This is a genomic window from Glaciecola sp. HA4-3 (assembly GCF_055693685.1).
In genome coordinates this window covers 1,123,052-1,136,401 of the sequence record NZ_CM146340.1, presented here as the reverse complement: position 1 = coordinate 1,136,401, position 13,350 = coordinate 1,123,052, and the positions used below count along the sequence as shown (strand labels likewise).

General features: G+C 39.5%; 12 protein-coding genes, 2 tRNA genes and 4 pseudogenes. 14 read left to right on the top strand and 4 right to left on the bottom strand.

Going from position 1 to position 13,350, the window contains the following annotated elements; translation table 11 throughout:
- Positions 1 to 219: 219 nt before the first annotated feature.
- Together uvrB and ACZ1G6_RS05455 are read right to left on the bottom strand one after the other, a co-directional pair.
- A pseudogene (uvrB, locus tag ACZ1G6_RS05460) lies at positions 220 to 2,237 on the bottom strand (excinuclease ABC subunit UvrB).
- A gap of 1 nt (position 2,238) precedes the next feature.
- A complete protein-coding gene (locus ACZ1G6_RS05455; protein WP_472618928.1) occupies positions 2,239 to 3,609 on the bottom strand; it encodes an MATE family efflux transporter in 1,371 nt (456 codons plus the stop codon).
- A 95-nt stretch (positions 3,610 to 3,704) separates the two neighbouring features.
- On the opposite strand from ACZ1G6_RS05455, the gene ACZ1G6_RS05450 reads away from it, so the two are divergent.
- The 12 genes and pseudogenes from ACZ1G6_RS05450 (at position 3,705) to nth (ending at position 10,900) form a co-directional block, all read left to right on the top strand.
- Positions 3,705 to 3,839 carry a hypothetical protein gene (locus ACZ1G6_RS05450; RefSeq protein ID WP_472618394.1) on the top strand — a complete coding sequence of 45 codons (135 nt, stop codon included), beginning with the start codon at positions 3,705 to 3,707 and terminating at the stop codon, positions 3,837 to 3,839.
- Positions 3,840 to 4,494: 655 nt separating this feature from the next.
- Positions 4,495 to 4,571, top strand: a tRNA-Asn gene (locus ACZ1G6_RS05445).
- Between the two features lie 27 nt (positions 4,572 to 4,598).
- Positions 4,599 to 4,675 (top strand) — tRNA-Asn (locus ACZ1G6_RS05440).
- A gap of 184 nt (positions 4,676 to 4,859) precedes the next feature.
- Positions 4,860 to 5,438, top strand: coding sequence for an electron transport complex subunit RsxA (gene rsxA / locus ACZ1G6_RS05435; RefSeq protein WP_472618393.1), 579 nt, complete (start codon positions 4,860 to 4,862; stop codon positions 5,436 to 5,438).
- A complete protein-coding gene (gene rsxB, locus ACZ1G6_RS05430) occupies positions 5,435 to 6,001 on the top strand; it encodes an electron transport complex subunit RsxB (protein WP_472618392.1) in 567 nt (188 codons plus the stop codon). Before rsxA ends, rsxB begins: the two co-directional genes overlap by 4 nt.
- A 27-nt stretch (positions 6,002 to 6,028) precedes the next feature.
- On the top strand, positions 6,029 to 7,795 hold the full coding sequence (rsxC, locus tag ACZ1G6_RS05425; RefSeq protein ID WP_472618391.1) for an electron transport complex subunit RsxC: 1,767 nt from the start codon (positions 6,029 to 6,031) through the stop codon (positions 7,793 to 7,795).
- Positions 7,792 to 8,879, top strand: a pseudogene (gene rsxD, locus ACZ1G6_RS05420) (electron transport complex subunit RsxD). Before rsxC ends, rsxD begins: the two are co-directional and overlap by 4 nt.
- The gene (locus tag ACZ1G6_RS05415) at positions 8,876 to 9,265 is read left to right on the top strand and encodes an RnfABCDGE type electron transport complex subunit G (protein ID WP_472618390.1); all 390 of its coding nucleotides are present in this window, start codon (positions 8,876 to 8,878) and stop codon (positions 9,263 to 9,265) included. The pseudogene rsxD and the gene ACZ1G6_RS05415 overlap by 4 nt, the downstream one beginning before the upstream one ends.
- Positions 9,249 to 9,395: pseudogene (locus ACZ1G6_RS05410) on the top strand (electron transport complex subunit RsxG); the annotation flags it as partial. The gene ACZ1G6_RS05415 and the pseudogene ACZ1G6_RS05410, both read left to right, overlap by 17 nt.
- 33 nt (positions 9,396 to 9,428) lie before the next feature.
- A complete protein-coding gene (locus ACZ1G6_RS05405) occupies positions 9,429 to 9,560 on the top strand; it encodes a hypothetical protein (RefSeq protein WP_472618389.1) in 132 nt (43 codons plus the stop codon).
- 2 nt (positions 9,561 to 9,562) lie between these two features.
- Positions 9,563 to 10,264 carry an electron transport complex subunit E gene (locus ACZ1G6_RS05400; protein ID WP_472618388.1) on the top strand — a complete coding sequence of 234 codons (702 nt, stop codon included), beginning with the start codon at positions 9,563 to 9,565 and terminating at the stop codon, positions 10,262 to 10,264.
- 3 nt (positions 10,265 to 10,267) lie between these two features.
- Positions 10,268 to 10,900 (top strand): endonuclease III, encoded by a 633-nt coding sequence (gene nth, locus ACZ1G6_RS05395; protein WP_472618387.1) that lies wholly within the window; start codon positions 10,268 to 10,270, stop codon positions 10,898 to 10,900.
- Between the two features lie 17 nt (positions 10,901 to 10,917).
- Here the strand turns inward: nth and ACZ1G6_RS05390 are convergent.
- Positions 10,918 to 11,788 (bottom strand): annotated as a pseudogene (locus ACZ1G6_RS05390) (flagellar protein MotY).
- A 107-nt stretch (positions 11,789 to 11,895) separates the two neighbouring features.
- On the opposite strand from ACZ1G6_RS05390, the gene rnt reads away from it, so the two are divergent.
- On the top strand, positions 11,896 to 12,522 hold the full coding sequence (gene rnt / locus ACZ1G6_RS05385; protein WP_472618386.1) for a ribonuclease T: 627 nt from the start codon (positions 11,896 to 11,898) through the stop codon (positions 12,520 to 12,522).
- 90 nt (positions 12,523 to 12,612) lie between these two features.
- The gene (locus tag ACZ1G6_RS05380; RefSeq protein ID WP_472618385.1) at positions 12,613 to 12,807 is read left to right on the top strand and encodes a (2Fe-2S)-binding protein; all 195 of its coding nucleotides are present in this window, start codon (positions 12,613 to 12,615) and stop codon (positions 12,805 to 12,807) included.
- A gap of 56 nt (positions 12,808 to 12,863) precedes the next feature.
- Here ACZ1G6_RS05380 and ACZ1G6_RS05375 read toward each other — a convergent pair whose 3' ends face one another.
- Complete coding sequence (locus tag ACZ1G6_RS05375; RefSeq protein ID WP_472618384.1) at positions 12,864 to 13,199, bottom strand: Grx4 family monothiol glutaredoxin; 336 nt, start codon at positions 13,197 to 13,199, stop codon at positions 12,864 to 12,866.
- Positions 13,200 to 13,350 lie beyond the last annotated feature (151 nt).

Here is a 13,350-nt window from a genome sequence, read left to right as displayed (position 1 = left end):
CCTCAGTTGATACTCCTAAAAGGGTATAAACTTGATAATTATAGCCACTACGCAATCAATATCCTTATGAAGACCAAAATTAAACATTCAATGCGTAAGTAAGCTGTTTGAGTCATACATTAGTTATCGTTCCACATAACTAAAACTTTATGCTTTTTTGCGCATATTAACTAAAACAACTGCATTGAGCGTAACACTAAGTAATTTTTATTCACTCAATTACGATAATTTAACGATATCTTGTCTTAATTGTTCTACTTCATCACGCATTGAAGCCGCTTTTTCAAATTCAAGATCCCTTGCATGTGCAAACATTTGTTTTTCAAGCTCTGCAACTTTCTCCATCATCTGAGCTAAGCTAAGTTTTTTGTTCGTTGTTGCTTGATCAGACAGCTTCTTGAGCTTAACTTTACCAGCAGCAGGATGTGCACTATCTCCCAAGTCCATTATGTCGGTTATCGCTTTGTTTAATTGTTGCGGTACAATATTATTTGCTACGTTATGCGCTTGTTGCTTTTCACGCCTTCTATTTGTTTCATCAATCGCTTTTTTCATCGATTTAGTAATCGTATCTCCGTATAAAATCGCTCTGCCATTTAAATGACGAGCGGCTCGTCCTATTGTTTGAATAAGGGACTTTTCGGCCCGTAAAAAACCTTCTTTGTCAGCATCTAAAATAGCAACAAGCGAGACTTCAGGCATATCAAGTCCTTCTCGTAACAAGTTTATGCCCACCAATACGTCAAACTTACCTAAACGTAAGTCCCGGATAATCTCGATTCTTTCAACTGTATCAATATCAGAGTGTAAATATCTAACTCGAACACCGTGTTCATTCAGGTATTCAGTTAAATCCTCTGCCATGCGTTTTGTAAGTGTAGTAATTAATACTCGTTCATCAAGTGCGACTCGCTTATGTATTTCACTTAGCACATCATCGACTTGAGTCGCAACAGGGCGCACTTCAATTTGAGGATCTAATAAGCCAGTGGGCCTGACAACCTGTTCAATGATGTCACCTTTAGTCTGTTCTAATTCAAAGTTGCCTATAGTGTTGCAGAAACATAGATTGTTTGAGGACAGATATGTTCAAATTCATCAAATTTTAAAGGTCGATTATCCAATGCTGATGGCAGCCTAAAGCCATACTCAACAAGAGTTTCTTTTCTTGACCTATCACCTTTGTACATCGCCCCAATTTGTGAAACTGTCACATGTGATTCGTCTATAAACAATAAGCCATCTGCAGGAAAGTAATCTAATAGTGTTGGGGGTGGCTCTCCTAGCGCTCTGCCTGATAGGTATCGCGAATAGTTTTCAATACCAGAGCAATACCCCAGTTCAAGCATCATTTCAATGTCAAATTGTGTACGTTGAGATATCCTCTGCTCTTCCAGAAGCTTGTTGTTATCTTTTAATTGCGCTTGCCTATCTTTTAACTCAATTTTAATCGCATCGATTGCATTGAGGATTTTTTCGCGAGGCGTTACGTAGTGAGTTTTAGGAAAAACAGTCGTACGAATAACATCCTTATCAACCGCACCTGTTAGGGGATCAAAAAGACTTATTTTTTCAATTTCCTCATCAAATAACTGTACACGAACTGCTTGCTTCTCAGAATCGGCAGGGAAAATATCGATAACATCACCACGCACTCGGAAAGTGCCACGTTCAAAAGCAAGGTCGTTTCGCTTATACTGTAACTCGGCCAATCGTCTCAAGATATCTCGTTGATCCATCAAGTCACCTTGACGAAGGTGTAAAAGCATTTTCATGTAGCTTTGAGGGTCACCCAAACCATATATTGCTGATACCGAGGCGATTATTATGACGTCGCGCCTTTCCATTAGCGCTTTAGTAGCAGATAGGCGCATTTGTTCAATATGATCATTAATTGATGAATCTTTCTCAATGAAAGTATCTGTGCTAGGCACATACGCTTCAGGTTGATAATAGTCATAGTATGAAACAAAATACTCTACTGCATTATTTGGGAAAAATTCTTTCATCTCTCCATATAGCTGAGCGGCTAATGTTTTATTATGTGCCATTATTAAGGTTGGACGTTGTACCTGTGAGATAATATTAGCCATTGTAAAGGTTTTGCCTGAACCCGTAACACCTAAAAGCGTTTGTCTAGCTAAACCACTTTCTAAACCATCAACCAAACTCTCAATTGCTTTAGGCTGGTCTCCCGCTGGCGAATATTTCGCCTTTAAATCAAATCCTTTTGCCATTTTATACCTCACCCACTGAATTTTCTTGTTTATCCGGCGCCAGCTCACATGCTAATTTTTGTGCGTTAATTGCACGGGTAAACCAAACAAACGAAATAATCGCGGCAACTGTATTTGCCACAATACAACCCCAGAATAATCCTTCTAAGCCATACAAGTAGCTACCAAGAAATGTAATTGGAATATAACAAACAAATAGTCTAATAATGCTGAGCCACATTGCAGCAATTGGCTTATGCATCGCGTTAAATGAACTATTAGTTAAGATAATAATTCCTTGAAAACCATAGCCAATCGGCACAATAAGTAAAAACAATATGATGATATCGGTCACTTGCTCGTCATCAGCGAAAATAGCCGCAATGTAAGGGGCTGTGAGCGCTAACAGCACAAAAACAATCAATTGCCATACCATGATAAATTTTAAGCATAGCTTGTACGCATCATGTATGCGCTGATGCTGATTAGCACCAAAGTTTTGGCTGATTAATGGCGGGAGGGACATTGACAATGCAAGTACAACAATGCTTGAAATAGACTCTAATCTATTTCCAACACCCCACGCTGCAACGGCATGAGCACCATATCCTGCAACAACAGCAGTGACAAACCCTGCGGCAATTGGCGTTAACATATTTGCACCAGCGGCAGGCAAACCAATGCTAAGAACACCTTTCGCGGCATCTACAAATTCAGACCACTTAAGTAATCGAGGCTCAATAAGCTCACGCTTAATTGCCAACAAATATATAATCCAAACAACACAGACCGCCCAAGCTATACATGTAGCGATAGCTGCGCCCTTAATGCCAAAAGCGGGCAGCCCCAAATAGCCGAATATTAATATTGGGTCTAAAATAGCATTGATTGCACCGCCAACCGCCATAATAATACTGGGCGTTTTGGTATCTCCAGACGCTCTTAAAACAGCATTACCTACCATTGGTATAGCCAGAAAAATCCCAGCTAAATACCACACAGACATGTAGTCATGAATTAACGGTAGTAAGGTTTCACTGGCGCCCATTAAGCGAAAGATTGGTCCGATAAATAAATACCCAACAACACTTAAAATACCCACTAATATTGTCACTAACATTAATGAGCCAGTGGCTAGTACTTTTGCTCGTTCACCTTTGCCGCTTCCCAGGTAGCGCCCAATGACAGCAGAAGTTCCAATACCCAGACCGATATTGAGGCTAATAACCGTAAATGTTACTGGAAATGTAAAGCTAATCGCAGCTAACTCATCCGTGCCAATCAAGCTAACAAAGAAAGTATCCACAATGCTGAATGTCATTAGCATTATCAAGCCCAGAATCATAGGCACAGTCATATCAATTAGGGTCTTTCTTAAGTCCCCTTTTACCATATCGTTTGGATTACGAGTCGTAGTCAAAGTGTTTATATTGTCCGTTTAGTCAAGCAAGAATAAGAGGTAACACAGATTATTTTGAGCTATGCATTATGACACAAATTTTGTCAGACTGTTTATATGCAAATACCGTTTATTTTGTTCATTTTAGTTTAAAAGAGACACTTGGTAGAGTTGATATTTGTTATGACGCAAGCAAAGACAATGGTTTGCCAATAAATAAATGACTAAGACCTTATTATTTATGTGTAAAAATGAGCAAAAACGAGACTAATGACTAAGTCAAAAATTTGGCGTCCTAACAGAAAGCTTAATGTCAAGATTTTTTACACACAGAGCTCCTCTTTTTATCAAAATTTTACCTATGATCTTCTCTTTTAATCAAAGATATAATTAAGCCCATGATTTTGTTATGTATAATTTTATTTTATTCATTTAGCATCTTTATTATTGACAATTTGTATTTTTTTAAAGTCTAGCAATTCAATTTTCATCCACAAACTTATCCACAGCTTAAGTGGATAAGTGCGTGCGCCTTAATAATGGCGCAAGCTGTCACCTAGTTGCTTAAAATATAGGTAAGTTGTTACTAACCCAGAGAGGCATTTTGGATTGTGACACTTTCGTTAAACACTGTACGTAATGACAGTTATCAAGCGGTTTTCTATTCTAATTTGCTATATAAAAACAGAATTACTGCTTAAAAAATTATTTTCTTTAGAATGCTCATATTTTATCGAAATGTGAAGTAAATCTATGGCAAAATCTATGTATAAGAAACAAACACTTGAGACTTTATTGTGTTAAATTAGTAAAAATCGGCAAATGTTAGTTGACAGTTGTAAGGATGCTCATTAATATGCGCAACCGTTAAAAGACAGGTCCCCCTTAGCTCAGTTGGTTAGAGCGACGGACTGTTAATCCGCAGGTCCCCCGTTCGAGTCGGGGAGGGGGAGCCACTTTTAACGCATCAAAAATGAGTCGATTCCCCCTTAGCTCAGTTGGTTAGAGCGACGGACTGTTAATCCGCAGGTCCCCCGTTCGAGTCGGGGAGGGGGAGCCAACCTCATCACCTATTTGTTCTTATACAAAATGTAACGCTCCAGTTACCTCATCAACAATGAATATACATAACCCTACTCATTCTGTGTTGTTAAATATGCGCTAACAGGCGATAATAACGACATAAAAAATTAAATATGTTTGCTAGCACGTTTTAACTATTAAATTATTCAAAAGTATCCTATATGTCAGATTTGTTACTCCTGCTGCTCGGAACAGTATTAGTCAATAATTTTGTTTTAGTACAATTTTTAGGCCTATGCCCATTTATGGGTGTGTCCGGAAAACTAGAAACTGCAATTGGCATGTCAATGGCTACCACCTTTGTTCTCACCTTGGCTTCTTTATCAAGCTATTTAGTCGAAACCTATATTCTTGTTCCACTTGAAATTGCTTATCTAAGAACGCTAAGTTTTATCTTAGTGATTGCTGTTGTTGTGCAATTTACTGAAATGGTAGTGCGCAAAACAAGTCCGACGCTCTATCGCTTATTGGGTATATTTCTTCCCTTAATCACGACTAATTGCGCTGTTTTAGGTGTCGCTTTATTAAACACAACCAAACAACATAATGCCATCGAATCTATCGTTTATGGCTTTGGTGCCGCTGGTGGCTTCTCATTTGTCTTGATTTTATTTGCTGCGATGAGAGAACGTTTAGTTGCCGCTGATGTACCCACTCCATTTAAAGGTGCCTCCATTGCTATGATTACAGCCGGTCTGATGTCATTAGCCTTTATGGGTTTTGCAGGCTTGGTAAAATGAGCTTAACAATAATTGCGCTATTGGTGTTTTTCGTGATCGCCCTAATTTTAGGTGCGGGTTTAGGCTATGCATCAATTAAATTTAAAGTCCAAAGCGACCCTTTGGTTGAACAAGTTGATAACATATTGCCTCAAACACAATGTGGGCAATGTGGATACTCTGGCTGCAGACCATATGCTGAAGCTATCGCAAATGGAGATGAAATTAATAAATGCCCTCCTGGCGGAGAAGCAACCATCAAGGAGTTAGCTGAATTGATGGGTGTAGAAGCAAAACCTCTTGATGCATCACACGGCGTTGAAGATGTAAAAAAAGTGGCTTACATCCGTGAAGATGAGTGTATAGGCTGTACTAAATGTATTCAGGCATGTCCAGTTGATGCAATAGTAGGTGCTGCGAAACAAATGCATACTGTCATAATTGGTGAATGTACAGGGTGTGATTTGTGCGTGGACCCTTGCCCTGTGGATTGTATTGATATGTTACCTTTGCCACAAACATCAGATACGTGGCAATGGAATTTCCAATCTATCGGTGATATTCCGATCAAGCAAGTTTCATAGCATGAGTTTTGGAGAAAATAAGTAAATATGGGTGTTTTTGCTGACTATGACACGATTTTAGAAAGACTTAGCGTGGGTGATCTATGGGATTTCAATGGAGGTGTACACCCAGAGCAACATAAAACCTTGTCAAACCATTGTCCAATCAGTGAAGTTGGATTACCGGATATCCTTTACATTCCAATTAAACAGCATATTGGCGTTGAGGGCGATTTATGCGTCAATAAAGGTGACAGAGTACTTAAATATCAAGCGTTAACGCATAGCACAAACCCATTTAGTGTTCCCGTTCATGCCCCTACCTCTGGCAAAATAGTCGACATTACACCGCATCCTAGTGCACATCCCTCAGGCCTGCCACAAATCAGTATTTGCCTGCAGCCTGACGGAAAAGATAAAGCTGTCCCAATAAGCGGAACAAACGACTATAGTGCATTAAGCAAATCTGAATTAGTCAGCGCCATAGCGTCTGCAGGTATCAGCGGAATGGGCGGAGCAGGATTCCCTACTCATATAAAATCAAATAATGTAAAGCCCTTAGAGTTTTTAATTATCAATGGTATCGAATGTGAGCCTTATATAACATCAGATGATAGGCTGATGCGTGACCATGCTTGGCAGATACGACAAGGTATTGATATCTTGTCTCACATTTTACAAGCAAAACAGGTCATTATCGCCGTTGAAGATAATAAGCCAAAAGCAATTGAGACCTTATCAATTGCTTGTCAGCAGCAAAACCATTATCAAGTTGTTAGTGTTCCAACAAAATATCCCGCAGGCGGCGAAAAACAACTCATTCAAGTGTTGACCTCTCGAGAAGTACCTTCAGACGGCCTTCCAATTGACGTGGGCTGCATGATGTATAATGTTGGGACATGTTTTGCTATTGCTGATGCGGTTATCGAAGGCAAGCCGCTGATAAAGCGTGTAGTGACCTTAACAGGTAAAGCGTTTAATGAGCCTCAAAATGTTTGGGCACTTATAGGCACCCCCGTTAGTCATTTGTTAGAACATGCGCACTACAATCGGGAAAAACAAAAACAACCCCGCATTATTATGGGTGGCCCGATGATGGGGTTTACTCTACCCACGGCGAAAATTCCGGTGGTCAAAACAACAAACTGTTTATTAGCGCCCGCGGACAAAGAGCTACCTGACATTAATAGTGAGCGCCCTTGCATCCGCTGTTCAGCGTGCGCAGATGCGTGTCCCGCCTCGCTTCTTCCTCAACAATTGTTTTGGTATAGCAAAGCAAAAGAATATGAAACAGCACAAGAATATAACTTATTTGATTGTATTGAGTGTGGTGCATGTGCGTATGTTTGCCCTAGCGAAATTCCACTTGTTCATTATTACCGACAAGCAAAAAGTGATATCAAACAACAGGCTGCAGAGAAACAGCAGGCAGAAAAGGCAAGGATTCGTTTCGAAGCTCGTAATGAAAGGCTAGAAAAAGAAAAAAGAGAGCGAGAAGAGAAACATCAAAAAGCAGCAGAAGCAAGAAAGCAAGCCATGAAAAAAGATGGCAATGGCGCGCAAGACAAAATTGCAGCTGCACTGGCAAGAGCAAAAGCTAAAAAACAGGCTTTAGCAGAAAAACATGCACAAAATGCGGTTCAAGAAGATCAATCCAATGACAGTAAAGTCGATAGTGGCGCAGATACCACTCAAACCCCACAAGAATCAACGCCCTTAAAAGCGGATAACAAGAAGCAAAAAGTGGCGGCGGCAATAGCAAAAGCTGAAGCAAAAAAAGCGGCAGCTAAAGCAAACAAAGAGCCTAAAGCATGAGCAAACTTCAAGTAGCAAGCTCACCTCACCATCACAACCAACGAGATACTGGTGCAGTAATGCGATTAGTCATCTTTGCGATGATACCCGGTTTTATTACGCAAACATTGATGTTTGGTTATGGGCTGATTATTCAAGCATTTTTAGCCGTTATCAGCTGTGTTGCAGTCGAAGCACTTATTTTAGAGCTTAGAAAAAAAGATACGGAACGCGCTGTTAAAGACTATAGTGCCGTGCTTGCCGGGTTGTTACTCGCCATTAGTATTCCGTCGTTAGCACCTTGGTGGGTTATCGTAATTGGAAGTGTTTTTGCAATAGGCTTCGTAAAACAACTCTACGGTGGCTTAGGCTTTAATATGTTTAATCCCGCCATGGCAGCCTATGTCATGTTACTGATTTCTTTTCCAGTTCAAATGACGATGTGGTTGCCCCTCTTGCTATCACTGAAATTAACTACAGTTTTATTGATGCAGTTTATGTTATTTTTACAGGATATTCGGTAGATGGGTATAGTATTGAACAACTAAGGGTAGTAGTAGATGGTGCTACAAGTGCTACTCCTTTAGATCATATAAAAATATCACTTAGCGAGGGTTATATCATTGCTGAAGCAATGAATAATCAGTTGTTTGCTCTTTCAAGCGGACAAGCATGGACATGGGTTGCATTGGCATATTTTGCTGGTGGATTATTTCTACTTAAAGTGAAGGTCATTAATTGGCACATTCCATTTAGTATGATCGCTGGAGCCATGACGTTCTCGTTACTATTGTTTTTATTTGATAGCAGCACCCATGCGTCTCCATGGTTTCATTTAGTTAATGGTAGTTTAATTGTGGGGGCCTTTTTTATCGCGACAGACCCCGTATCGGCGGCAACGACAAACAAAGGACGAATCGTATTTGGCCTTGCAATAGGCTTTTGGATTATTGTCATTAGAACATGGGGTGGATATCCAGACGCAGTTGCGTTTGCGGTGGTTTTAATGAATATGGCGGTACCACTAATTGATTATTACACCAGACCCCGCACTTATGGGCATACCTTAAAAGCTAAAAATATCGCTTCAAAGGAAGATCAATGATTAAAGTAATACAAAAGAACGGTCTAACTTTGGCAGTATTTGCGTTAGCAACAACCAGTTTAATTGCACTTACCTACACGTTTACTCATGATAAAATTGCTGATGCAAAAGAAAAGCAATTACTATCAGTTCTCAACGAAGTAGTCCCCCCTTCATTACACGATAACCAATTACATTTAGACTGTGTTGTTGTTGATGAAGACCCTTTGCTAGGCGGTAAGCCTCAACGTATATTTCGTGCCCGTATGCAAGGGCAAAACAAAGCACTTATTGTTGAGACTACAGCGCCAGATGGCTACAGTGGTGCGATTGATTTAGTCGTTGCACTAGATACTCAAAACACGGTGTTAGGTAGCAGAGTGATTTCACATAAAGAAACGCCTTAGCTTAGGTGATAAAATTGACTTAAGGATAAGTGACTGGATTCTGAGCTTTAATGATTATCCTTACACAGAAGCAACACAAACGCAGTGGGCAGTAAAAAAAGATGGCGGTAAATTCGATCAATTTGCAGGCGCTACGATTACACCTAGAGCAGTTGTTAACGCTGTGAAAAACGCTGCACAATACGCCAGTGAATCATCGACAGCGCTGTACCTTGCGCCAGCAAATTGTGAACATATCCCCAATGTAGATTCGTTTGATTCGATAAACGATGAGCAAACATATGATAGTGAATGAATATGAACAATGAATTTAAAACGCTGAGTGTTAATGGTTTATGGAAAAATAATCCAGCTATTGTTCAATTGCTTGGCTTGTGCCCTCTTTTAGCAGTAACAGGCACATTTATTAATGGCCTAGGTTTGGGAATTGCAACTACCTTAGTTTTGCTTGGTTCAAATATTACCGTGTCCTTAGTACGTAATTTTGTTCCCAATGAAATTCGTATCCCAATATTTGTCATGGTCATTGCTGCTTTTGTAACCGTTATTGAGTTACTAATGCATGCCTTTACGTATGGTCTTTATCAAGTATTGGGGATATTTATTCCCTTAATCGTCACCAACTGTGCAATTATTGGACGCGCCGAAGCCTATGCTTCAAAAAACTCAGTTAAGTTTGCCGCTTTTGATGGTCTAATGATGGGAATGGGCTTTACTTTAATTTTGCTTGTACTTGGTGCTATGCGAGAAATTCTTGGCCTAGGCACCCTATTTGTTGGTGCAGAACTTTTATTTGGTGAATGGGCAAAGATTCTTACCATACAGATTTACTCAACTGATGCTAACTTTTTATTGGCCGTTCTTCCGCCAGGCGCCTTTATTGGCATGGGGCTCATTATTGCGGCTAAAAACATTATCGACACCATGATTGAAAAGCGTACTGAACAGAATAATAAAAAAGTCGTGCAACGCGCACGCGTTACAGGTACTGATATTTAAAAAATGAATAAAGACAAACGCAAAGAGATACTAGTAAGACTGCGGGATGCAAATCCACACCCCACTACCGAGCTAAATTTTTCAAGCCCTTTTGAATTGTTAATAGCAGTTATCTTGTCTGCACAAGCCACCGATGTAGGCGTGAATAAAGCAACAGACAAGCTGTATCCGGTAGCAAATACACCAGAAGCAATCTATGCACTTGGCCTTGATGGACTCAAACATTACATAAAAACAATCGGCTTGTTTAATTCAAAAGCAAAAAATGTAATTGAAACCTGTCGAATATTAGTAGAAATGCATAACAGCGAAGTACCACAAAGTAGAGAAGCGCTTGAAGCTTTGCCGGGTGTTGGAAGGAAAACAGCTAATGTAGTGCTAAACACAGCATTTGGCTGGCCTACGATTGCTGTTGATACTCATATTTTTCGCGTGAGTAATCGAACAAAATTCGCGATGGGAAAAAACGTAGATAAAGTCGAAGAAAAGCTATTAAAAGTCGTGCCTGCTGAGTTTAAAGTGGATGTGCATCACTGGTTTATACTTCATGGACGTTATACCTGCGTTGCTCGCAAACCGCGCTGTGGTTCTTGTATTATTGAGGATTTGTGTGAGTTCAAAGATAAAGTAGATTAGGGGTGATAAAAGACTGATTAGCTTTTACTCATCCTAATCACTACTCGTCTATTTTTTTGTCTTTGCGACGCCGTCATATTAGGTGATGCGTGTCGTTTTTCGCCATGGGCTGTTATTTCAACACGGTCAGGGTCAATGCCAAGACTTGCGAAGTAATCTCTAATTTCTACTGCCCTTTTTTGTGAAATCTGTTCATTCAACCAAGCCGCTCCATAGCTATCTGTATAGCTATCGATGAGCACAAGTTCAAGATCCAAATCTTCTTTTAGATATTCACCTATCATGTCAAGACGCTGCTCAGAATACTCGGTCAATTTTGACGTATCATCTTTGAAGGATAAAATAGTATAGGCAATATCATCAAAACTATATGGCAAGAGTTGACGAACACATTGATTAAAAAGCGCATATGTCTGTTTAAAATTGCTAGCATTCAACGATACTGCCACATCATCATTATCACTGTTCCAATCTTTGTAATGAATGGTTGGCCAAAACCCCTTTTCAAGCTCAGTTAACATTTGCCACGCTAACTTTGTTGGCGCATCACTAGGGAATTGTTTTCTAATGGGTATATCGCCTATCACTTTTTGCCTAGCCCCCCTCATCCAAGGAGGCGGCATTGAATACACAATGGCTTGGTCATAGACACTTGGTAAACGAAGCATATCTAAGGTGAAGTCTAAATTAAGTTGTTTAGACGCTTGAGATGTAAATAAAGCCGTGCCATAGCTAAGGCACTTGGTGAGAGATTTCACACACTAATCTTGTTTGTTTATCAAGGACCCATTGCGATCCTTCAATGCTTGATGAATATTGACGCACGTTTGATTGTGCAGCGCCACTTAGCATTAACAAGCCAATTAAAATAATTAAGTGTTTCAACATGAAAGCCCTCTAATAACATGTGTTTTTATCGGCTTATTCAACAAAAGGTTTAGCCTATTTTGTGCAAGTCCTGCATACTATCACAAGGTCAATTAACGATTAAAAAAATGAGTGAACAGGCTTTAAAATTAGTAGATAGATTTAGAGGTTACTTTCCCGTCATTATTGATGTGGAAACGGCTGGATTTAACGCATCATCTGATGCCCTTCTTGAAATAGCAGCCATTACGGTCAAAATGGATGACGAAGGTTTAATTCATCCAGACAAAGTATTTCATGAACATGTAGTGCCGTTTGAGGGTGCAAATATTGAACAATCTGCCATTGACTTTAACGGTATCAAGCCCTTTTGTGCTTTACGGGGAGCGAAACCGGAAGCACAAGTTATGAAGGACCTTTGTAAACATATTAGGGCTTTGCAAAAGGCAGCGAATTGCCAACGAAGCGTAATTGTGGCACACAACGCTAACTTCGATCTAAGCTTTGTTAACGCAGCAATTACCCGCTCTAATATAAAACGGACACCTTTTCACCCCTTCGTTTCATTTGATACAACATCACTTGCTGCATTAACCTTGGGTCAAACTGTATTAATAAAAGCGTGTGAAAGTGCTGGCATAACATTCAACCAAAACGAAGCACACGGGGCATTGTATGACACAAGTAAAACGACGGAGCTTTTCTGTCATATGGTAAATAAATATCATGCACTTGGCGGCTGGCCCATTAAATAACAAACGTATATTTTATTACATCAAAAACACTTGCTTTTAATCTAAATAACAACTATTATCATTTACATTGTTACTTGAGTTGAGATTGAAATGTTCGTTTGTGTCTGTCATGGGATTACTGATAAGCAAATTGAGAACGCTGTTGTCGAACATGGCGTTGGTAATATTCGTGAGCTAAAACAAACCCTAAATGTGGGAACTAAATGTGGTACCTGCATCAATATGGCGCAACAAATCATTGATTTAACTATTGTCGATGAAACACTTTTTAAAGATGTTGGTTAACACTACTTTGATAATAAAAAAGCCGCTAATTAGCGGCTTTTTTGTTTAAGATATCGTTACTCTTCGCTGGGCTTATTTTTATCCGCTACCTCTTTAATTAAGGTCTGTAACTCACCTTGTTGGAACATTTCCATGATAATGTCACAGCCACCAACAAGTTCTCCATCAACCCACAACTGCGGAAACGTAGGCCAATCCGCATATCTTGGTAATTCAGCTCTAATGTCAGGATTCTGCAAAATATCAACATAAGCAAATTGCTCATTACATGACATTAATGCTTGAGACGCTTGAGAAGAAAACCCACATGAAGGCAGTTTTGGCGAGCCTTTCATATATAACAAAATTGGGTTTTCGCTGATCTGTTCTTTAATCTTATCTATAGTTTCCATGTTGCTACCATATTATTCATCATCAAGAAAATATGCGGTTGAAAAATTTTATTTCAAGCCCATATAGTGGATACAAAGATAATACTACGAAAATATAAACAAAACTGATCTTGTTCAGTAGAATTAGAGAATATCTTATTAGTAATTATTT